Origin of the sequence: Yokenella regensburgei (genome assembly GCF_003634235.1) — a bacterium.
GTDB classification, from domain to species: domain Bacteria; phylum Pseudomonadota; class Gammaproteobacteria; order Enterobacterales; family Enterobacteriaceae; genus Yokenella; species Yokenella regensburgei.
Window position 1 is genome coordinate 529,554 of sequence record NZ_RBIZ01000004.1, and the last position, 20,576, is coordinate 550,129.

Here is a 20,576-nt window from a genome sequence, read left to right on the forward strand (position 1 = left end):
TGCGGCCACGGGATATTACTCTTGCCACTCTTTGTTTGACACCAGGCAAGTCACATCTAGCAGCAACTCATTTTCTGCTTCTGCATTTTCTGCATTCAATTCAGCAACAGCGAGCTCTAACTCTTGAGACTTATCCATTTCTATATCCTTCAATATTATGTTTGCGATAGTGTTTTAATAAAACGTCATTGTTCACATGGCATTTTTATGCCGAGATAAACCGTACTGCAACATTAAATGCATGTCAACGTGTACTAATTCTGGGAGATATGATTTGTATTTTTAACGTTAAATGAGAATATATTTTTATTAATCTCAGCAGTGTGAATATTATCAAACTTGTGGGAAAACAATTTAAATCAATGAGTTAAAATAAATGAAAATTGAATATTACACATTAGAAACAAAAAAATAACATCCAATAACATGCAGCACAACACCCCGCATTTACGGTTTAATAATCTGAGAAATTAAATAATTTTGGATAAATAACCTTAATTTTATTCATTATAAAGAATAATTTTTATAATGTTGCAAACACATAGCAACATAAGTTTTATGAGCGCGTACATTTTTTTGATCAGTAAATTTTATGATTTCCATTAAAGTAAGTACAATTAATACATTATGTATGATGTATTATTGTTCATAACTGACGATTATAGAATGTATAAAATACCCTACGGCTAAATAGCTGCGCCTAATACCGCTACACTTTTGTCAGACCATGTTTACTTCCGGGAAACGGACTGGCAGTTTCCATAAAATGGCGTACTTTTTTCAGCAACTGCCACATTGAACGACACTGGTGGTGACTCGGGTTACATCGAGTCAGGGGCCTGTGGCTACTGAGAACACTGTTTCTGCAGTGAGAAGCCCGGAACTGGCTGGTGCGATTGATGGGGTCGGTTTGGGAAACGGAAATTATTGTACGTTATGAGCATAAATAAACCGTTTCCGCCAGGTGACAGATTGATTTGTTATCACAAGCTATCGCTTTTAAGTTATTGCGTTCATGATGTCGCATTTAGGTTGTCTCATTACCCAAACATACCAGCTAAACACTGTATAGCGCGGGAGTACACCCTACTGCGATAACACAACCGTACAATATTGTACGTTCCCCAAACGCAGCCCTTTCTCATCCTCAGAAAAGGATGTCAGTTCCGATAAACGATGAAAATGCTTTGCCATGCTGTAACCCCTCAGTCAACATTTAATGCCTATTATACATCTCGTTATCTCATATCAAACCAGTGCACAAAATGATTTTTCCTTAACAAATAATGGTTCACGTCCATTTCACCGATCATAACCATCCTGTGATTTCGGTTAATAGGTAACCAGATAAATCAAAATACCCTTTGGTAAAGGACCAACAGATAACAGCCTTGCTAGCTGTCTCTATCCCAACTAAAATCAACAGTGAAACAATGAGGCTTTCACCATGACTAAAAAAACTGCATATAGCCAGATCACGAAAACTCAAATCTTGAATCTCCACGGATAATCTAGACGCTTCCGAGCCGTTGATAATATTGATTTTCATATTTCGTCGGTGGCATCTGATCACTCGAACCATGCCGACGCTTACTGTTATAAAACATTTCGATGTAATCAAAAATATCGCTGCGTGCTTCTTCCCGTGTTCCGTAGATCTTTTTCTTTATCCGTTCACGCTTCAGTAGCTGGAAAAAGCTTTCTGCAACTGCGTTGTCGTGACAGTTACCACGACGGCTCATACTGCCCTCCAGACCGTGCGATTTCAGGAACAACTGCCACTCATGGCTTGTGTACTGACTACCTTGATCAGAATGAACCAGCACCTGTTTTTGGGGATTACGTCGGCACACAGCCATCAAAAGCGCATTCAGAACAATATCTTTTGTCATCCGCGGTTGCATTGACCAGCCGATAACTTTGCGCGAGAACAGGTCAACAACTACGGCCAGATACAGCCAACCTTCGTGAGTTCGGATGTAAGTTATGTCCGTTACCCAACGTTCATCCGGTGCTTCCGGGTTGAACTGCCGCTGGAGTCTGTTGGGTGTCACGATACTGGCTTCACCTTTACGCGTTCGTGGGCTTCGATACCCGGCCTGAGCCTTTATCCCGGCACGCTTCATCAGTCGCCAGACCCGGTTAATCCCACATTGTTGCCCGCTATCTCGCAAGTCGAGATGGATCTTGCGATAGCCATAAACACAACCGGACTCCAGCCAGAACTGTTTGATTTGTCCTGTCAGCCTGAGATCCGCCTGATGCCGTGGTGAATGCGGCTGCTTAAGCCAGGTGTAAAACCCACTCGGATGAACATTCAGCACCCGACAGAGTAAACGAACAGGCACTCCAACTATAGGGCAGATTTGTCTACGGGCTCGGGGGCACTCCACCTTCCCTGGCAGGTTTATTCTTTCATTCCCTACACGCTCGCCCACCACAACCGGAGCTTCATGCCCCAGGCGCTGGTCCAGCCGGTGGTAGCGGTCACCACTTTACCTTTGGAAATCACCACCAGCGTTGGCGTTACCCCCACCTGCCACTGCCTGGCCAGGTTACCGCGGGCATCGTTGATAACCGGCATGCTGAGCTGGCGTTTTTGCAGGTAGCGCGTAAGCTCCTGGTCGTCGCCGGAGCGCATCGCCAGCGTCATCACGTTCGCGCCCTGCTCCGCCATCTCGTCTACCGCCGGGGTGGTGTAGCGACAAATCCCGCACCACGTCGCCCAGATGTAAAGCAGCAGCGGGCGGTCAGCGCTGAGTGCCGCCAGATCCACCTGACTCCCCGTCAGCGTCTGCATCGGCATGCCGGAGAAATCTGCCGGTAGCACAGGTTTACGCAGCTGATCCATGCCCCACATCACTGCCATCGCCAGCAGCAGCAGGACGACCAGTTCCCGCATCCAGCGGCGCAGCTTACTGCGCATTGGCTTTCGCCAGCTGTTCTTTCACCAGCGCCTCCAGGTCGTTATAAGGAATAGCCCCCGCCACCATCTGGTCGCCGATGATGGTGGCCGGAGTGCCCTGCACGCCCAGCACCTGGGAGAGGATCAGGTTCATTTGCACGCTGTCGCGGCTTTTGTCGTCGGGCTTGATGTCAGAAGTGCCGGTTTTCTCCTGCGCGGCAGCAATCGAAGCTGCATCGTGGTAGCCCTTCTTCGACATCAGCCGCTGATGCAGCGCCCAGAACTTGTCCGGTGCCTGTCGCCAGGCGGTCAGCGCCACCTGAGCCGAGGCCATTGAACTTTCCCCCTTGAACGGCAGCAGCTTCACGATGAGCTGCACCTGCGGGTTGTCGTGGACAATTTTCTCCAGCATCGGGTCAAACTGTTTGCAGTACGGGCAGTTGTAATCGGTGAAGCTGACGATAACCAGCTTCGGTTTCTCAGCGCCAATGCGCGGGTTGGTCTGGTCGTTGAACAGCAGGCTTGCCAGCTGATCTTCCCCGGATGAAGCCGGTTCTGCGGCAACGCTGAATGCTGAAACACAAAGCAGCAGGATCAGTGTGAAATAACGCATTACTTCGTTCCTTTAGCGTCGGACAGGGTGCTCTGCACCACTTCGCGGTTTAACAGCGCAGGCAGAATTTTCCCCTGCGGCAGACCCGGTCCATAAATTTGATTGAAGGGGACGGCCGCGCTCTGGCGGCGGTTGAGAAACTGGCTGATGCTCTCTGAAGGTTTACTCCAGTCGCCGCGCAGGGCGACAACGTCCGGTGCGGTCAGCGCCTGCTGGATCTCTTCTCGCAGCAGCACGTTGTATTTATTGGCTTTACAGGTCACACACCAGTCGGCGGTCACGTCGACAAACACCCGCTTGTTCGCTGCCAGCGCATCGGTAATCGCCTGCTCGCTGAGCGGCTGCCACTGCACCCGGTCACGAACCACGCCGTCGTTGTCGGACTGCGTTGCCCAGACGCCTACCGCCGCCAGCAACAGCGCCACCAGGCTTGCCTTTAGCGCCACCCGCCAGCGATAGCGCCGGAGCGTCGCGGCGAGCAACAGCAGCGCCACAATCGCCACCACTATCCACGTCGCGGCCGGGCCGATATGCACGGTCAGCAGCGTGAACAGCCAGAGCGCAGAGCCCAGCATCATCAGGCCGAGGATCACCCGCACGCTATTCATCCAGCGCCCCGGGCGCGGCAGGCGCAGCGCCATCCCCGGCCAGGCGGCAATCAGCAGCCACGGCAGGCTCATGCCAACGCCCATCGCGAGGAAAATCCCCCACAGCACCGGCAGCGGTGCAACCAGCGCCACCGAAACGGCGGTACCGAGGAACGGCGCGGTACAGGGGGTCGCCAGCAGCGTGGCGAAGGCTCCCTGCCAGAAGTGCCCCCCCAGCCCGTTGCCACCGCGGGTCGCGAGGAACGTGTTCACGCCGGAAGAGAGACGCAGTTCAAACAAGCCCATCAGGCTGGCGCTGAACGCCACCATCACCAGCGCCATGCCGCCGATAAACCACGGGTTCTGGAACTGGATCCCCCAGCCCAGCGCCTGGTTGCTGAGGCGCAGCAGCGTCATCATCAGCGCCAGCGCAAGGAATGACGCCACAATGCCGGTCACCGAGGCGAGAAACTGACGGCGAACCACGCCACGGCTGGCCCCTTCCACGTGCAGCACCGAGCCAAGCTTCATCGCCAGTACCGGCAGCACGCAGGGCATGATATTGAGGATAAGGCCGCCGAGCAGCGCCATCGGCACCACCAGCCACAGCGAGAGCCCCGCCGTCGGCAAGCTGCTGGCGGTGGCAATCAGCGTCGTGCTCTCCTGCGCCAGACCGCTGTCGGCCAGCACCAGAGAAAGCGTTTTACCGCGCAGATCCGGCGCGCTGTCGCCCCAGCCGTCGCTGACAGCCACCGTTGTAGTGAGGGTGTTGCCGCTCACTGTCATCTCCGGCTTCGCAAAGTCGGCGTCGTCGAGTGAATCCAGATACAGCGCCGGTTTTTGCCAGCCCGCTTCACGCGTGGCTTTCACCACCAGTTTACCCGGCGCATATTCGGCGTTAAGTGACGAAGTCAGGCCGTCGGCGCGGGGCAGCGTGCCCATCGCCCGGGTGAAGTCGTAGCTGAAGTTCGCCTCCGCAGGCTGGCTCATGTCCAGCGTGAACGGGTAATCCGTCAGAATGCAGACGTTGCTACAGGTAGAGAGCGTCAGCACGCCGGAAAGCGTTTTCGGCGCGTTGCCGCTTAACATCATCGGGAAAGTGACGTTCCCGTGATAGCCCTGGGTGGCAAGACCCGCCACCTCAAAACGCTGCGGGGTGGGCCAGCGCCAGTCCACCGACTGCGGTGACGACCAGGCGATCGACGGCGCCACGCCCCCTTCGCCCGGCGATCGCCAGTAGGTTTTCCAGCCCTTCTCAAGCGCAACATCCAGCAGCAGCCGGGTATCACCCTGCGGCCCGGTTTGCGCTCGCAGGCGAACGCTGGCGTGATCGTTATCGGCGGCGCGCAGCCAGCCGCTGTCTGCCGCCCAGCTTGCGGGCAACCACAGACAGACCAGGCAGAGCACAAGCTGCCTGAAAAAAGTAAGCATAGTTTTTCTCCGTAAATGATTAATGAACCTGCAGGAACAGGTCAGAACTCATTCACGGAAGACGCATAATCGCAGATGCACCCGCAGCCGGGGAGGCGAGATAACCCGCGGTGGCCAGCGGCGTTCACGACGTACCGGCTGGGCGGCTAAGACCGTCAGCAGCAGCGCGGCGGCGAACAGGGCACCTTCAAACAACACGGGAGGAGAGGCCAGCAAAGACTTCGCGCTGAGCTCGCAGGGAGTGACCGGGGCTTCCGCCTCAGCGTTTTGCTGTGCGGACTGGGCGACGGCGGTTGGGGTCATCATCAGCGCGTGCAGACTCGCCATGCGCTGCGCGGTGCATACCAGCACCACCAGACATGCGAGCGCTACCAGAAGAATCGCTTTACGCTGCCGTTTGATCATCACCACCTCGAATATTCACAAGGCTTATCTTAACGGCGAGAAATACTTTGGCAATCTTAATGCTGTAAAGAAGTGTCTGACCCTCCCCCCGCCGGGAGAGGGTCTTCTGGATCAGTTATTCACCGGAATAACTGCACCTTTGTATTTGGTCCGGATCCAGTCCTGAATCTCTTTTGAGTGCAGCACGTTCACCAGCGCCACGATGTCTTTTTTCTTCTCATCGCCGCGATGCACGGTAATGATGTTGGCATACGGGTTGTTCTCTCCGCTTTCAACGGCAATTGGATCGTGAACCGGATCCAGGCCCGCGTCGATAGCGTAGTTGGCGTTGATCACCACCGCCGAGCCTTCGTCGTTGTTATACATCTGCGGTAGCAGAGAAGCCTCAACGTTTGGCAGGAACTGCAGCTTTTTCGGGTTCTCAACGATATCGCTAATGCGCGCGCTCACTTTATCCACGCCAGGCTTGAGCTTAATGACGCCCGCTTTTTCGAAGATAGAAAGGATACGCCCCTCTTCGGACACCGCATCACGCATGATGATTTTGCCGCCCTCCGGCAGATCCTTCAGCGATTTGAATTTCTTCGAATAGATACCAATCGGCTCAATGTGAATCGCCCCGGCGCTGACGAAGTCATAGTCTTTCTCACCCTTATGATCTTTCATCACGCTGTTCAGGTAAGGAATGTGCTGGAAGTAGTTGGCATCAATTTCACGGCCAGCCAGCGCGGTGTTCGGCAGAATGTAGTCCTGGAACGGTTTAATCTCCAGATCGATCCCCTGCTTTGCCAGGATCGGTTTCGCCTGCTCGAGGATCTCGGCGTGCGGGGTGTTAGACGCGCCCACGGTCAGCGTATCGGCCCAGGAGGCAAAGCTCAGCGCACTCAGCGTCGCGGCGGCAATCAGGGTTAATGTTTTTTTCATGATGATGGTTCCTGTGTGTAATTAGCGTTTATCTAACAGAGAAGTCAGGGTGTCGCCGCAAAACTGGATAGCGAAAACGATGATGAGGATGGTCACCGTTGCTACCAGCGTGACGTCGCCGTGGTTGCGCTGGAATCCTTCCAGATAAGCCAGATTTCCAAGCCCGCCTGCGCCAATCACACCGGCCATGGCGCTGTAGCTCACCAGAGCAATCAACGTGACGGTGATGCCTGAGACCAGCGCAGGGGAAGATTCAGGGAGCAGCACGCGGAAAATCAGCGTCGAGAGCCGGGCTCCCATCGAACGGGTCGCCTCAATCACGCCTTTGTCCACCTCGCGCAGGGCAATTTCCACCAGCCGAGCGTAAAAAGGTGCCGCCCCGACAATCAGCGCCGGCAAAGCCGCGTTGGCGCCGAGAATGGTGCCGACCAGCGTTTTGGTAAACGGGATCAGCAGAACAATCAGGATGATGAATGGAATAGAGCGGAACACGTTCACCATCAGCGAAATCACGCTATAGACCAGGCGGTTGTGAAACAGCCCGCCTTTGGCGGTCAGGAACAGCGCCAGCCCCAACAGGATGCCGAGCACAAAGGTCGCCACACCGGAGAGCGCGGTCATGTACAGCGTCTCCTGGGTGGCCGCCCACAGTTGATCCCAATTCAGATGAGGAAACCAGGTCTCAGTCATGCTTGAGCACCTCACTGTACTGGCTCACCTGGCGGACAAACTGGCGGGTGATCGGCTGCTGCGGCTGGCTGAATACCTGCGCCACCGGCCCTTCTTCCACCACGCGCCCCTCTTCCATCACCGCCACCCGGTCGCAGATTTTGCGTACCACGTGCATTTCGTGGGTGATGAGGACGATGGTCAGGCCAAAGCGCTGGTTGATATCTAAAAGCAGATCGAGGATCTGGTCGGTGGTCATCGGGTCGAGCGCCGACGTCGCCTCATCGCACAGCAGCACGTCAGGGTGATTGGCCAGCGCCCGGGCAATGCCCACCCGCTGTTTCTGCCCGCCGGAAAGCTGTGACGGATACGCATGCTCGCGTCCGGTCAGGCCAACCAGCTCAATCAGCTCCGCCACGCGGGTGCGGATTTGTGCCTTCGGCGTACCGGCAATCTGCATAGAGAAAGCGATGTTTTCACTGACGGTGCGCGACCACAGCAGGTTGAAGTGCTGGAACACCATGCTGATTTTAAGCCGCGCCTGGCGCAGGGTTTCCCCCTTTGCCGCCCCAATATCGTGCCCGTTAACGGTCACGCTTCCGGAGGTCGGTTTTTCGAGGCCGTTCAGCAGGCGGATCAGGGTGCTTTTCCCCGCGCCGCTGTAGCCAATAATGCCGTAAATTTGCCCCTGCTCCACCGACAGGCTGACGTCATCAACGGCGGTGACCGGCGCCTTTCCGTGGGCAAAAATTTTCGAAATATTCCTGAGAGCAATCATGTTTCTTCTTATCCGCTGCTGCGTATTTCTGGATTAACGTTCTTTCCGCAAATGGCGGTTTAGAAGTATGGACGTCCAAACGATATAGCGAGTGATGAAACACTTTCAACGAACAAATTGGCATGACTTATAACCTGCAGCGATAACAGCAGGCAGAATGCGGTGAAGATCCCTTAGATGAAGTTCAGCAATAGAAAGCCGTGACGCGGCAAAAGGCGCGCCATAAAACGGCTTTTGTGGCTGAAAACAGAGCAAATTCGCCCTTTTTCAGCCATCAACCCCTCTGCACCACTGAACGTCTTTCCGTCCAAATGGCTAAATAGCAGGTCATATTCCAATTTGCGCTAACGGGTAGCGAAAGGTTCTTTATCAGCCATTTTTTGCAGTCCTACACTCTGGCCATTACTCATGAATCAGGATGAAAGCGTATGACCGTTTACCATTCCGTCACCGAGCTCATCGGCCAGACGCCGGTGCTGCAGCTGCATAAGCTGGATACCGGCCCGTGCAGCTTGTTCCTGAAGCTGGAAAACCAGAACCCCGGCGGTTCAATCAAAGATCGGGTGGCGCTGTCGATGATCGACGCCGCGCAAAAGCAGGGGCTGCTGCTCCCTGGCGGCACCATTGTCGAAGCCACCGCGGGCAACACCGGGCTTGGGCTGGCGCTGATCGCCGCCCAGCGCGGCTACAAACTCATCCTTGTGGTGCCGGACAAAATGAGCCGTGAGAAGATTTTCCACCTCCGCGCCCTGGGCGCTCAGGTGGTGCTGACCCGCTCCGACGTCGGCAAAGGCCATCCGGCCTACTATCAGGACTACGCCCAGCGGCTGGCGAAAGAGATCCCCGGCGCCTTCTACATTGACCAGTTCAACAACACTGCCAACCCGCTGGCTCATACCACCACCACCGCACCGGAGCTGTATCAGCAGCTCGACGGACAGATTGATGCCATCGTCGTCGGCGTGGGTTCCGGCGGTACGCTGGGCGGCCTGCAGGCATGGTTCGCCGAGCACTCACCGCACACCGAGTTTGTCCTGGCGGATCCGGCCGGATCGATCCTGGCCGATCAGGTCGAAAGCGGTCGTTACCAGGACGCTGGATCCTGGCTGGTAGAAGGGATTGGCGAAGACTTTATTCCCCCGCTGGCGCACATCGACAACGTGCGCACAGCGCTGCGCGTTAGCGACCGGGAAGCCTTCACCACCGCCCGCGAGCTTCTGCAGGTGGAAGGCATTCTGGCTGGCTCCTCAAGCGGCACCCTGCTGGCGGCGGCGCTGCGCTACTGCCGTGCACAAACCACGCCTAAGCGGGTGGTGACCTTTGCCTGCGACAGCGGTAACAAGTACCTGTCGAAGATGTTTAACGACGACTGGATGCGCCAGCAGGGCCTGCTCATCCGGGCAAAACACGGTGATCTTAGCGATTTCATCGCCCTGCGCCACGACGAAGGCGCCACCGTCACCGCCGCGCCGGACGACACCCTCGCCACCGTGCTGGCTCGTATGCGTCTGTACGACATCTCGCAGCTACCGGTGCTGGAAGCGAGCCGGGTGGTGGGCATCGTCGATGAGTGGGATCTGCTGAGCCACGTGCAGGGCGACAGTCAGCGCTTTGGCCTGCCGGTGCGCGAGGCGATGACCCGCGAGGTTGAAACTCTCGACAAAACGGCGCCCGAAAGTGCCCTGAAACCCATTTTTGATCGCGGCCAGGTCGCCGTTGTGGTGGATAACGAGCGCTTTCTCGGCCTCATCACCCGCAGCGATGTTCTCACCAGCTGGCGCAATCGCCTTGAACAATAAGGAATAAATAATGAAAACCTTCGACACCCTGAGCGTTCACAGCGGCACCTTTACCGACAGCCACGGCGCGGTGATGCCACCAATTTATGCCACATCAACCTACGCCCAGCCCGCACCGGGGCAACATACCGGCTATGAGTATTCGCGCAGCGGCAACCCGACGCGCCATGCGCTGGAAACCGCCATCGCCGAACTCGAGGGCGGCAGCCGCGGCTACGCTTTTGCCTCCGGGCTGGCGGCCATCTCGACGGTGCTGGAGCTGCTGGATAAAGACAGCCACATCGTTGCCGTGGATGATGTCTACGGGGGAACTTACCGGCTGATTGAAAACGTCCGTCGTCGCAGCGCCGGACTGCAGGTGAGCTGGGTCAAACCAGGCGAACTCGAAGCGCTTGAAGCGGCGATCCGCCCGGATACCCGGATGATTTGGGTCGAAACGCCAACCAATCCGCTGCTGAAGCTTGCCGATCTGGAGTCGATCGCCGGGATCGCCCGTCGCCACAAACTTATCAGCGTGGCGGATAACACCTTCGCCTCGCCGGTTATCCAGCGCCCGCTGGCCTTCGGCTTCGATATCGTGGTGCATTCCGCCACTAAATATCTCAACGGCCACTCCGACGTCGTCGCCGGTCTTGCGGTGGTGGGCGATAACCCAGCGCTTGCAGAGCAGCTTGGCTATCTGCAAAACGCAGTCGGTGGTGTACTCGATCCGTTCAGCAGCTTCCTGACCCTACGCGGGATCCGCACCCTGTCGCTGCGCATGGAGCGCCACAGCAGCAACGCGCTGGCGCTCGCCCGGTGGCTTGAGCAGCAGCCGCAGGTGGAAAAAGTCTGGTTCCCGTGGCTGGAATCACACCCCGACAACCCGCTCGCACGCCGTCAGATGGCGCAGCCGGGCGGTATGATCTCCATCGTGGTAAAAGGCGATGCCGAACGGGCAGACGCGGTTATCAAAAAATTGCAACTCTTTACCCTTGCGGAGAGTCTTGGCGGCGTGGAGAGTCTGGTGAGCCAGCCATTCAGTATGACCCATGCTTCTATCCCGCTTGAGCAGCGGCTGGCTAACGGCATTACGCCGCAGCTTATCCGCCTCTCGGTAGGTATTGAAGGTGTTGAAGATCTGCGCGCCGATTTGCGTCAGGCGCTGGCAGAATAACGATATTAACCGCCGTCAGTCCGACTTAAGTCTATACTTCATATCGAATATCTAAGCGACTGAAATAACGTCACTTATAATATGACATAGCGGCTGACGGCACACCGGGACGAGTGCTACTCTGCCATCCATTCCGACGGTCAGGACGCTGAGCAAACGCCCCCATGAGTAAACCCATCAAGCGGCTGGAAATCATTAAAAACGCCATTGAACTGGAAGATGATGAGATCATCGCCAGCCAGCTTTCCCACCTGAAAAACGACATTGACGATCCTGCGATCGACGCCATCATTGAGGCGCTGGAGGCGAAGCGTTACGGCGAGGCAATGAACGCCATCGTCAGCTGGCTGCAAAGTCAGCGGGCGATGATCCACTGGCAGGATCCGCGTATTGCCGCCAGCAAGCTGGAGCTGAAAGCGCTGGAAACGCAGCTGCGGGAGCTGATTGATGCCAGAAATGCGCGCCTGACCCGGCTTGATGAATTTAACGATCTCTATATGCAGCATCTGGGGCCGTTGATGACCGAGGTGCTGAGGCTGCGTAAGACTCTGGCAGAGGCTTCACTGCGCAAGCGAGCCGAAATGTGTCAGGACGAAGACGCCAGCGAACGCCGCGCGCGCGACGAAGCGCGCGAGCAGTACGAAACCTGGCGCGATCAGCAGCAAAAAGCGCAAACGCGCCGCGATCGTCAGGAAAATATGGCAGAAGAAGATCGCCAGGAGCTAAAACGGCTGTGGCGTCAGGCGAGCAAACTTTGTCACCCGGATCTGGTGGACGATACGTTGAAGGCAGAGGCTAACGAGATGATGGCCCAGCTCAACCAGGCCCGGCAGCGCGGCGATCTGCCCACCATCCGTAACCTGCTTGCCCGGCTGATGCGCGAGCATGAGCCAATGATGGCGAGCGAAAGGCTGAACGATCTGACGCTGCTGCTGCGCAAAATCAGCGCCATTCAGCAGCAGATTGCCAGCCTGCAGGCCGAAATGCTGACCCTCGAGAAAGAGAAATCCTGGCTGCTGGTGTCGACGCTTGCCGATCCGCAGGCCTATTTCCGCCAGCAGGAAAAAGCGCTGTCGAACACCATCGCCACCCTGCACAAGCAGATCCTGGAATCGGGGCTTGATGAGGTGGCCTAGCCACCTTCCCCTTCACTTCTTATGCCAGTACGCCTGATACCGCACCAGCTGCTGGTCAATCTCATCGCTTTCAAAACGGCTCACCAGCGCTTTGGTCACCGCACCTTCCCCGGTGACCCAGATAAAGTAATCTTCCGCCGGAACGGCTAACGCCGCCAGCTTCTCCGCCACCGCCTGCTCGCTGTGCCCGATAACCCAGTCGATATCTACGTTGTCGAGATCCGCCAGGTAGTCCTGGTACGCCGCATCTGCCACCGTCACAATGGCTTTTACCCTCTGCGGCGCGGCGGGCTGCTGCCGTAGCTCCAGCAGACGGCGGCGCAGCGCGGGCATGCCGGATTCATCACAGACGTAAAGCTGCCAGGCGTAGTCTTCCGGCACCACCAGCGAACCGCGCGGACCGCCGATGGTCAGGGTATCTCCCACCTTCGCCGCCATCGCCCACTGGCTTGCCACGCCGCCATCATGGATGAAGAAATCAAACGCCAGTTCGTGGCGCGTCGCATCATACAGCGGCGTGTAGTCGCGGGTGGCCGGACGCACGTCGTCGGCCCAGACGATCCCGTCGTCGGTCACCGTCGGCGGCGTGAAGTGGCTGCCCGGCTCCGGGAAAAAGAGTTTGGTATGGTCGTCAAAACCGCGTGACGTAAAGCCTTCCAGCGCTTCACCGCCCAGCACAATACGCTGGAATCCGGCGCTGACGCGCTCAACGCGCTGCACGGTCAGTTCGCGAAAACGCAGCGTATTGCGAACGCGCTGCGGGTATTTTTTGTCAGAGTTGTTCGTTGTCATCGTCGCCTTCGTGAATAAAAAAGATATATCTAAATTTCAGTCAAATGATAATGATTGCCAATTAGAAAGAAAGCAAGATAAATTTTGATATACACATCACAACGCGCATCAAAAGCTAACATACAAAGATAAATGCTTTAAATTCAATTAAATAAAAAATTATCAATGTTCATGCTTGTCATCATTCAATTTTTAGATATAAATTAGATATATCGAAAACACACAGGAGTATGACGATGCGTCACCACCATTTTTGTGAATCTGAACATGAGCACCACGGCATGCGCGGTGGTCACGGCGGCGGCTGCGGCGGTCGTGGAGGACGTCGCCAGCGGTTCTTCGGCCACGGAGAATTACGTCTGGTGATCCTCGATATCCTCACCCGTAATGCCAGCCACGGCTATGAGCTTATCAAAGAGATTGAAGCGCTGACTCAGGGCAACTACAGCCCCAGCGCCGGCGTCATCTACCCCACGCTCGACCTGCTCCAGGATCAGGGCTTAATTGCTATCGATGTGGAAGACGGCGGGCGCAAGCGCATCGCGATTACCGCGGATGGCCAGCAGTGGCTGGAGGAGAACCGGGAACACCTTGGACATATTCAGGCCCGTTTACAGGCGCGAATGGTCGGCCATGAGCTGCGCAAAGACCCGCAGATGAAGCGCGCGCTGGATAATTTCAAAGCCGTGCTGGATCTGAAGGTGAACCAGCAGGAACTGAGCGCCGCGCAGTTAAAACAAATCATCGGCGTGATTGACCGCGCGGCGCTGGAGATTTCGCAGTTAGATTAAGCGACCTCTCCCTCGTTAACGCGGAAGACTTTCACCAGCTCACGCAGGTGCAGCGCCTGGTCGTTGAGCGATGCCGCCGCCGCAACCGACTCTTCGACCAGGCAGGAGTTCTGCTGGGTCGTTGAGTCGATAAGGCCAATCGCGCTGTTTACCTGCGAAATACCATCGGTCTGCTCGCGGCTCGCCTGGCCAATTTCGTGCAGAATCGTGTTCATCTCCTCCACGTTACTGACCATCCCCTTCATCAGGTTTTCCGCTTTCTCGACCATCTCCATCCCTTCCTGCGCCTGGGTGGTGGAGCTTTCAATCAGGCTACGAATTTCGCTCGCGGAAGAGGCGCTTTTCTGCGCCAGCTGACGCACTTCGCCCGCCACGACGGCAAATCCGCGACCATGTTCACCGGCACGTGCCGCTTCCACCGCCGCGTTGAGCGCCAGAATATTGGTCTGGAACGCGATGGAGTCGATCAGGTTGATAATGTCGGACATGCGGCCGGAGGTTTCATTGATGGCGCGCATTTTACCGGTCACGTTCTTCATCATCTCGCCGTTGCTGTTGACCACGGTTGCGGTGTTGGTAGAGATTTGCGCGGCTTCCGCGGTGTGTCCGGCGGTGTTTTTCACCGTCGCGGTGATCTGCTCCATAGAAGCAGCGGTCTCTTCCACCGAGCTTGCCTGCTCTTCGGTACGAGCGGCCAGATCCTGGTTCCCGGCGACGATCTGCGAGGCGGCGCTGGAGATGTTCTCAGCGCTGTTCTGAACATCCTGTACGATGGTCAGCAGACGCGTTTTCATCTCCATCAACGCCTTTAACATCACGCCAGTTTCATCTTTGTGCTGCGTGGTAATGTTGCCGGTGAGGTCACCTTCGGCAATCGCCTGGGCGAAGTTCACCGCTTCATCCAGCGGACGAGTAATGGCACGCACGATGTACAGGCCAATCAGCACCCCGGCAAGAATGCTGAAAATCGACATTCCCAGCAGCAGGGAACGGTTAGATTTATACTCCGTTTCAACCTGCGCCCCGGCGGTGTTCATCTGCCGGTTTTCCAGTGCAATCAGCTCCACTATTTTATCGTTATAGGCCTGCTGAACGACCTGCGCATTGTTCATCATCTCGTCCAGCGCCGCCTGACGGTTGCCCTGCTGAACGTTGTTCACCACGCGGTTAAGCGATTCAGTGTACTGCTGGCGGATCTCTTTGATACCGGCGATGATTTTCTGCGACTCCGGATCCTTGCGGCTCTGGGTCAGATCATCGAGGATTAGCGTGACTCGCGCACTGAGATCCTTAAGCTGTTTCTCCCACTCCTTCGACTTCTGTCCCTGCTCATCAAGCAAAATAAGTTGTTGGTTAATAATAGAATCATTGAGATGATCGATAAGCTCGTTGGCCTTGACCGTGGTGGGGTAGTCATCAGAAATGATGGTTTGCATTCCATCATTTGCGCGGCTGAGGCTTGTCAGTGACAGCACGGAACTGACAATCAGTAGAACAATAAAGAAGCTAAACGCCAGAAATAATTTAGTGCTGATCTTAATGTCATTTAAGAACATATTCTCTCCATCGACAGGTTTATATATCCAATGGAAGTCGCTATCGGCACTAAAATCGCTAACTTTATGAATTTGATCGCTTTTTAATTAACTAAATGTAACAAAGTAATTTTAAAATATATTTCCTTATGATACGACCCATTCAATTTAATATAAGGTTAACATTATCACCCAACTAACTTCACAAATAAAAAGCCGCTTACCGGGGACGATAAGCGGCTGGTGTGGTCACTCAAAAATGATTAATGCAGTACGGTAACCGCGTCCTGCAGGCGGCTGGCGCGGTGTTTCACCATTGCCGAGATCTGCGCACTTTCTTCGACTAATCCGGCATTTTTCTGGGTGATAGCGTCCAGTTCCGCCACCGCGCGGGTCAGGTCGGAAAGCCCCGCCGCCTGCTCGGAGGTGGAGTGGCTTATCTGCCCAATCAGGCGCGTGACGTTCTGCACCTGCGCCACGATATCATCCATTGTGCGACCGGCTGCATGCACCTGCTCTGCACCGGACTGCACCTTGCTGGCACTGGCATCGATGAGTTTACGAATGTCGTTCGCCGCCGTCGCGCTGCGGCTCGCCAGATGACGCACTTCGCCTGCCACTACCGCAAACCCTTTCCCCTGCTCGCCCGCGCGCGCTGCTTCAACCGCCGCGTTGAGCGCCAGGATATTCGTCTGGAAAGCAATGTCGTTAATGAGCTTGGTAATAGAACCAATACGCTGGGTGCTGTCGGCAATGTCATCCATGGTGTTAACCACCGTCTGCATCGCCTGCCCGCCCTGGGTGGCGGCCTGGCTTGCGGAGCTCGAGAGTTTGTCTGCCTCTGCCGCCGTCTGCGAGTTGCTCTTCAGCGACGCCGCCATCTGGTTCATGGTCGTGACCGTCTGCTGGACGTTGTCCACGCTCTGGCGGGTACGTTCGTTCAGGGTGTCGTTCCCCTTCGCCAGCGCATCGCTGCCCTGATGGACGCTCGCCACCTGGCCAGAAACGTCATGGATCAGCCAACGGCACATCAACCCGAGCTGGCCTACCGCACGCAGGGTAAGCCCCAGTTCGTCGCTGCGATTTAAGTGTTCGACGCTGTTTCGCTCCCCGGTTGCCACATGTAATGCCTGGCGCGCCACGTTCTCCACTGGTCGAATTATTTGCCACTGCAGCATGCCGCAGCCGAATAACATCACCAGCGCGCTGGCAAGCCAGGTTGCCCAGTGTGCCTGGGTTAACCACAGCGCCACGCTCAGTAATAAGAACAGCCCCAACATCAGGCTACGCACCCGCCAGCGCAGCGGCATCGCCGGCAATTTCCCCAGCCAGCCCTTGCTGACCACCAGCCCTTTATGGATGCGTTTGTTGCAGCGCCCGGCGTTCAGCGCGGCATACAGCGGCTCGACTGCTGCAATCTCCTGATCGGTTGCCCGGGAGCGAATCGACATATATCCCGTGGTTTTACCGCCGCGTACCATCGGCACGGCGTTGGCGCGAACCCAGTAATGGTCGCCGTTCTTGCGCCGGTTTTTGACGATCCCGCTCCAGGGCTCACCCTGCTGGAGGGTGTACCACATGTCGGCAAAAGCGGCTTTTGGCATATCCGGGTGGCGGACCATGTTGTGCGGCTGCCCGGTCAGCTCCTCCAGGCGGTAACCGCTAACGTCGACAAAGGTGTCATTGGCGTGGGTGATGTAGCTTTGCAGATCGGTGGTGGACATCAGCGTCGTGTCATCGTCCAGCGGATGATTTTGCTGGCTGACGTAGGGCTGGGAAGACATAAGCGCGTCCTTTGCTGGTTAATAGAGAGGAAAAAGGGGTACAAATGTTATTTCGGCGATAATTAATTTATCTTTAGTTGTTAAATTTGATGTAGATCGCAATTTGCCTTTAAACCTTAAAATTTGTATGCATATGGCGGATTTTAAGGTAGCGCAGCCCGTTGCAGGAGCAAATGCCATCCAAATGTTAATGAAATGATAAAATATGGTTTCATGCCGTTTCGTACAGGCGTTTATCCCGATTTTTCTTCCCCGTCCTGGAGACACGTAATCGCTGCAATACTTAAATCGGTATCATGTGATACGCGAACTCCCGGAGCATATTTTGAACAGGTTACCTTCTAGCGCATCGGCTCTGGCCTGCACAGCGCACGCATTGAATCTCATCGAAAAGCGCACGCTTGATCATGAGGAAATGAAAGCTCTCAACGTTGAAGTTAAGGAATACTTTAAAGAGCACGTCAACCCGGGGTTTTTAGAGTATCGAAAATCTGTAACTGCCGGTGGGGATTACGGAGCCGTAGAGTGGCAAGCAGGAAGTCTGAACACGCTTGTCGACACTCAGGGGCAAGAGTTCATTGATTGCCTGGGTGGTTTTGGCATTTTCAACGTGGGGCACCGTAATCCAGTCGTCGTTTCCGCCGTACAGAATCAACTCGCGAAACAACCCCTACACAGCCAGGAGCTGCTTGACCCGCTACGGGCAATGCTTGCGAAAACGCTGGCGGCACTGACGCCGGGCAAACTCAAGTACAGCTTCTTCTGTAACAGCGGTACCGAATCGGTAGAAGCGGCCATTAAGCTCGCGAAAGCCTATCAGTCACCGCGCAGCAAATTCACCTTTATTGCCACCAGCGGTGCCTTCCATGGCAAATCGCTTGGCGCGCTGTCGGCCACCGCGAAGTCAACCTTCCGTAAGCCGTTCATGCCGTTGCTGCCGGGCTTCCGTCATATTCCGTTTGGCGATATCAGCGCCATGCGCTCAGTGCTGACCGAGTGCAAGAAAACCGGCGATGACGTGGCGGCGGTGATCCTCGAGCCTATCCAGGGTGAAGGTGGTGTTATTCTACCGCCGCCGGGCTACCTGCCTGCCGTACGTAAGCTGTGCGACGAGTTTGGTGCACTGATGATCCTCGATGAAGTACAGACCGGCATGGGTCGTACCGGCAAGATGTTCGCCTGTGAGCATGAAAATGTGCAGCCGGACATTATGTGCCTGGCGAAAGCCCTCGGCGGCGGCGTGATGCCAATTGGCGCCACCATTGCCACCGAAGAAGTGTTTTCCGTGCTGTTCGACAACCCGTTCCTGCATACCACCACCTTTGGCGGTAACCCGCTCGCCTGTGCGGCGGCGCTGGCGACCATCAACGTGCTGCTGGAGCAGAACCTGCCTGCGCAGGCGGAGCAGAAAGGCGACATGCTGCTGGATGGCTTCCGCAACCTGATGCGCGAATATCCGGATCTCATCCAGGATGTGCGTGGTAAAGGGATGCTGATGGCGATTGAGTTTGTTGATAACGAAACTGGTTATACCTTTGCGAGCGAAATGTTCCGCCAGCGGGTACTGGTTGCCGGTACGCTCAACAACTCGAAAACGATTCGTGTCGAACCACCGCTAACGCTGACACCTGAACAGTGCCAGCTGGTGCTGAAAGCAACCCGCAAGGCCCTGGCGGCACTGCGCGTTGCGGTCGAGCAGGAGGAGTCCTGAGACCCATCCCCTAAATCCTCTCCCCAAAAGGGAGAGGATTTTCAGATTTACACGACCCGAACACCCGCTGGCATGATGCGTTCCGGAGTTAGCAGCACGCTTTCGCTGGAGTCATCCGTTTCAGCGCACAGCAGCATGCATTCCGAGGTTTCACCGCGCATTTTGGCTTTCGCCAGATTGCACAGAACCACCACCGTTTTACCGAGCAATTCCTCTTCCCGATAGTAAGGCACCAGGCTGGTGACGGTCTGCAGGGTGCGATCCCCAACGTCTATCTGCGCGATATACAGTTTGTCGGCATTGTCGTGCCGCTTCACTTCCACAATCTTACCAACACGAAGTTCAAGTTTGGCAAAATCACCGTAGGCTACTGATTCCATCGTTTTCTCCTTCTGGTAAAGTTTTACTAAACACTATCACGTTTTTTATCCCTGGAGAATGCCAGCTTATTTAGTAAAAACTGATGCATGTCGGGGCGCATCCTTTACAATGAACAAGCGCAGGCAGTGGTGCAGGCAGAAAAAGGGCAAACATGGCAACACTTAAAGATATCGCCAGCGAGGCAAAAGTGTCTCTGGCGACCGTCTCCAGGGTTCTCAATGACGATCCAACCCTGAACGTTAAAGAAGAGACCAAGCATCGCATTCTGGAGATTGCGGAAAAACTGGAATACCGCAGCAGCAGCTCCCGCAAAGCGCAGACCAGCGCCGTCGGGCAGCACCATATTCTGGCGCTCTACAGCTATGAGCAGGATCTGGAGATCAACGATCCCTACTACCTCGCCATCCGCCACGGAGTTGAGACCCAGTGCGAAAAGCTCGGTATTGAGCTGACCAACTGCTATGCCAGCGCCACGCTTCCGGAGCCCAGACGCATCACCGGCGTGCTCATCGTCGGCAAGCCAAGCCACGGCGTGCGTCAGGCCGCGATGGCGCTCACCGACAATATCTGCTTTATCGATTTTCACGAACCCGGCAGCGACTATGACGCCGTGGATATTGACCTCGTGCGCATCAGCAAAGAGGTTATCGACTTCTTCATCGCCCGGGACGTGCAGCGCATTGGCTTTATCGGCGGGGAAGATGAACCGGGCAAAGCCGATATCCGCGAGGCGGCCTTTGTGGAATATGGTCGCCTGAAGGGCGTGGTGTCAGAGAAAGACATCTGGCGCGGCGGCTTCTCCAGCTCGTCGGGCTATACGCTGGCGAAAACCATGCTCGCGGGCGACGACTGGCCCACGGCGCTGTTTGTCGCCTCAGACTCCATTGCCATCGGCGTGCTGCGCGCCATTCACGAGAAAGGCTTAACCATTCCGGACGATATCTCGCTGATTAGCGTTAACGATATTCCGACCGCACGCTTTACCTTCCCACCGCTCTCCACGGTACGCATTCATTCCGAAATGATGGGCAGCCAGGGCGTTAACCTGGTGTACGAAAAGGCCCGCGACGGCCGCGCCCTGCCGCTGCAGGTGTTTGTGCCAAGCAAGCTAAAACTGCGCGGCACCACCCGTTAATCCTGCGTTTTCCTCCCGGGCCGGATAAGCATCGCCTGCCCGGC

At 55.7% G+C, this 20,576-nt stretch carries 17 protein-coding genes and 3 pseudogenes; 6 read left to right on the forward strand and 14 right to left on the reverse strand.

Going from position 1 to position 20,576, the window contains the following annotated elements:
* Positions 1–15 precede the first annotated feature (15 nt).
* From C7387_RS23270 to C7387_RS14015, 10 genes and pseudogenes are all read right to left on the reverse strand, one after another.
* The gene (locus tag C7387_RS23270) at positions 16–138 is read right to left on the reverse strand and encodes a hypothetical protein (RefSeq protein ID WP_276329989.1); all 123 of its coding nucleotides are present in this window, start codon (positions 136–138) and stop codon (positions 16–18) included.
* Positions 139–709: 571 nt separating this feature from the next.
* Positions 710–814 (reverse strand): annotated as a pseudogene (locus C7387_RS23180) (hypothetical protein); the annotation flags it as partial.
* A 697-nt stretch (positions 815–1,511) separates the two neighbouring features.
* A pseudogene (locus tag C7387_RS13980) lies at positions 1,512–2,345 on the reverse strand (IS3 family transposase); the annotation flags it as partial.
* Between the two features lie 77 nt (positions 2,346–2,422).
* A complete protein-coding gene (locus C7387_RS13985) occupies positions 2,423–2,926 on the reverse strand; it encodes a protein disulfide oxidoreductase (RefSeq protein WP_006818236.1) in 504 nt (167 codons plus the stop codon).
* Positions 2,916–3,518, reverse strand: coding sequence for a DsbA family protein (locus C7387_RS13990; protein WP_006818235.1), 603 nt, complete (start codon positions 3,516–3,518; stop codon positions 2,916–2,918). The genes C7387_RS13985 and C7387_RS13990 overlap by 11 nt, the downstream gene beginning before the upstream one ends.
* Positions 3,518–5,536 carry a protein-disulfide reductase DsbD family protein gene (locus C7387_RS13995; RefSeq protein ID WP_120816918.1) on the reverse strand — a complete coding sequence of 673 codons (2,019 nt, stop codon included), beginning with the start codon at positions 5,534–5,536 and terminating at the stop codon, positions 3,518–3,520. The genes C7387_RS13990 and C7387_RS13995 overlap by 1 nt, the downstream gene beginning before the upstream one ends.
* A 48-nt stretch (positions 5,537–5,584) precedes the next feature.
* A complete protein-coding gene (locus tag C7387_RS14000; protein WP_006818233.1) occupies positions 5,585–5,941 on the reverse strand; it encodes a hypothetical protein in 357 nt (118 codons plus the stop codon).
* A gap of 111 nt (positions 5,942–6,052) precedes the next feature.
* Positions 6,053–6,865: a MetQ/NlpA family ABC transporter substrate-binding protein gene (locus C7387_RS14005; RefSeq protein ID WP_120816919.1), complete on the reverse strand. Its 813-nt coding sequence runs from the start codon at positions 6,863–6,865 to the stop codon at positions 6,053–6,055.
* Between the two features lie 21 nt (positions 6,866–6,886).
* Positions 6,887–7,555 (reverse strand): methionine ABC transporter permease, encoded by a 669-nt coding sequence (locus C7387_RS14010; RefSeq protein WP_120816920.1) that lies wholly within the window; start codon positions 7,553–7,555, stop codon positions 6,887–6,889.
* 10 nt (positions 7,556–7,565) lie between these two features.
* Positions 7,566–8,312: pseudogene (locus C7387_RS14015) on the reverse strand (methionine ABC transporter ATP-binding protein); the annotation flags it as partial.
* 428 nt (positions 8,313–8,740) lie between these two features.
* On the opposite strand from C7387_RS14015, the gene C7387_RS14020 reads away from it, so the two are divergent.
* From C7387_RS14020 to C7387_RS14030, 3 genes are all read left to right on the forward strand, one after another.
* Positions 8,741–10,111 carry a pyridoxal-phosphate dependent enzyme gene (locus C7387_RS14020; RefSeq protein WP_120816921.1) on the forward strand — a complete coding sequence of 457 codons (1,371 nt, stop codon included), beginning with the start codon at positions 8,741–8,743 and terminating at the stop codon, positions 10,109–10,111.
* A 10-nt stretch (positions 10,112–10,121) separates the two neighbouring features.
* Positions 10,122–11,267, forward strand: a complete 1,146-nt coding sequence (locus C7387_RS14025; protein WP_120816922.1) for a trans-sulfuration enzyme family protein — start codon at positions 10,122–10,124, stop codon at positions 11,265–11,267.
* A gap of 164 nt (positions 11,268–11,431) precedes the next feature.
* A complete protein-coding gene (locus C7387_RS14030) occupies positions 11,432–12,403 on the forward strand; it encodes a DNA repair protein (protein WP_038255886.1) in 972 nt (323 codons plus the stop codon).
* Between the two features lie 12 nt (positions 12,404–12,415).
* Here C7387_RS14030 and C7387_RS14035 read toward each other — a convergent pair whose 3' ends face one another.
* Positions 12,416–13,195: a siderophore-interacting protein gene (locus C7387_RS14035; protein ID WP_120816923.1), complete on the reverse strand. Its 780-nt coding sequence runs from the start codon at positions 13,193–13,195 to the stop codon at positions 12,416–12,418.
* 236 nt (positions 13,196–13,431) lie between these two features.
* On the opposite strand from C7387_RS14035, the gene C7387_RS14040 reads away from it, so the two are divergent.
* On the forward strand, positions 13,432–13,986 hold the full coding sequence (locus C7387_RS14040; RefSeq protein ID WP_040903187.1) for a PadR family transcriptional regulator: 555 nt from the start codon (positions 13,432–13,434) through the stop codon (positions 13,984–13,986).
* On the opposite strand, the gene C7387_RS14045 is transcribed toward C7387_RS14040, so the two are convergent.
* Positions 13,983–15,542, reverse strand: a complete 1,560-nt coding sequence (locus C7387_RS14045; protein ID WP_120816924.1) for a methyl-accepting chemotaxis protein — start codon at positions 15,540–15,542, stop codon at positions 13,983–13,985. The genes C7387_RS14040 and C7387_RS14045 overlap by 4 nt on opposite strands.
* 242 nt (positions 15,543–15,784) lie before the next feature.
* Positions 15,785–17,305 carry a methyl-accepting chemotaxis protein gene (locus tag C7387_RS14050; RefSeq protein ID WP_038255892.1) on the reverse strand — a complete coding sequence of 507 codons (1,521 nt, stop codon included), beginning with the start codon at positions 17,303–17,305 and terminating at the stop codon, positions 15,785–15,787.
* Between the two features lie 325 nt (positions 17,306–17,630).
* Here C7387_RS14050 and ygjG point away from each other — a divergent pair, with 325 nt between their 5' ends.
* Positions 17,631–19,016 (forward strand): putrescine aminotransferase, encoded by a 1,386-nt coding sequence (ygjG, locus tag C7387_RS14055; protein WP_170155406.1) that lies wholly within the window; start codon positions 17,631–17,633, stop codon positions 19,014–19,016.
* 47 nt (positions 19,017–19,063) lie between these two features.
* On the opposite strand, the gene C7387_RS14060 is transcribed toward ygjG, so the two are convergent.
* Positions 19,064–19,396 (reverse strand): tRNA-binding protein, encoded by a 333-nt coding sequence (locus C7387_RS14060; RefSeq protein WP_006818220.1) that lies wholly within the window; start codon positions 19,394–19,396, stop codon positions 19,064–19,066.
* 152 nt (positions 19,397–19,548) lie between these two features.
* Between C7387_RS14060 and ebgR the strand changes: the two genes are divergently transcribed.
* Positions 19,549–20,532, forward strand: a complete 984-nt coding sequence (gene ebgR / locus C7387_RS14065; RefSeq protein ID WP_006818219.1) for a transcriptional regulator EbgR — start codon at positions 19,549–19,551, stop codon at positions 20,530–20,532.
* The last annotated feature ends 44 nt before the right edge of the window (positions 20,533–20,576 follow it).

What these genes read in the sequence shown, in the direction of transcription:
- C7387_RS14030 (WP_038255886.1), top strand. Translation starts at nt 11,432, where the DNA reads ATGAGTAAACCCATCAAGCGGCTGGAAATCATTAAAAACGCCATTGAA.
- C7387_RS14025 (WP_120816922.1), top strand. Translation starts at nt 10,122, where the DNA reads ATGAAAACCTTCGACACCCTGAGCGTTCACAGCGGCACCTTTACCGAC.
- C7387_RS14035 (WP_120816923.1), bottom strand. Translation starts at nt 13,195, where the DNA reads ATGACAACGAACAACTCTGACAAAAAATACCCGCAGCGCGTTCGCAAT.
- C7387_RS14060 (WP_006818220.1), bottom strand. Translation starts at nt 19,396, where the DNA reads ATGGAATCAGTAGCCTACGGTGATTTTGCCAAACTTGAACTTCGTGTT.
- C7387_RS14000 (WP_006818233.1), bottom strand. Translation starts at nt 5,941, where the DNA reads ATGATCAAACGGCAGCGTAAAGCGATTCTTCTGGTAGCGCTCGCATGT.
- C7387_RS14010 (WP_120816920.1), bottom strand. Translation starts at nt 7,555, where the DNA reads ATGACTGAGACCTGGTTTCCTCATCTGAATTGGGATCAACTGTGGGCG.
- C7387_RS13990 (WP_006818235.1), bottom strand. Translation starts at nt 3,518, where the DNA reads ATGCGTTATTTCACACTGATCCTGCTGCTTTGTGTTTCAGCATTCAGC.
- C7387_RS14045 (WP_120816924.1), bottom strand. Translation starts at nt 15,542, where the DNA reads ATGTTCTTAAATGACATTAAGATCAGCACTAAATTATTTCTGGCGTTT.
- C7387_RS13985 (WP_006818236.1), bottom strand. Translation starts at nt 2,926, where the DNA reads ATGCGCAGTAAGCTGCGCCGCTGGATGCGGGAACTGGTCGTCCTGCTG.
- C7387_RS13995 (WP_120816918.1), bottom strand. Translation starts at nt 5,536, where the DNA reads ATGCTTACTTTTTTCAGGCAGCTTGTGCTCTGCCTGGTCTGTCTGTGG.
- C7387_RS14020 (WP_120816921.1), top strand. Translation starts at nt 8,741, where the DNA reads ATGACCGTTTACCATTCCGTCACCGAGCTCATCGGCCAGACGCCGGTG.
- C7387_RS14040 (WP_040903187.1), top strand. Translation starts at nt 13,432, where the DNA reads ATGCGTCACCACCATTTTTGTGAATCTGAACATGAGCACCACGGCATG.
- C7387_RS14050 (WP_038255892.1), bottom strand. Translation starts at nt 17,305, where the DNA reads ATGTCTTCCCAGCCCTACGTCAGCCAGCAAAATCATCCGCTGGACGAT.
- C7387_RS14005 (WP_120816919.1), bottom strand. Translation starts at nt 6,865, where the DNA reads ATGAAAAAAACATTAACCCTGATTGCCGCCGCGACGCTGAGTGCGCTG.
- C7387_RS23270 (WP_276329989.1), bottom strand. Translation starts at nt 138, where the DNA reads ATGGATAAGTCTCAAGAGTTAGAGCTCGCTGTTGCTGAATTGAATGCA.
- ebgR (WP_006818219.1), top strand. Translation starts at nt 19,549, where the DNA reads ATGGCAACACTTAAAGATATCGCCAGCGAGGCAAAAGTGTCTCTGGCG.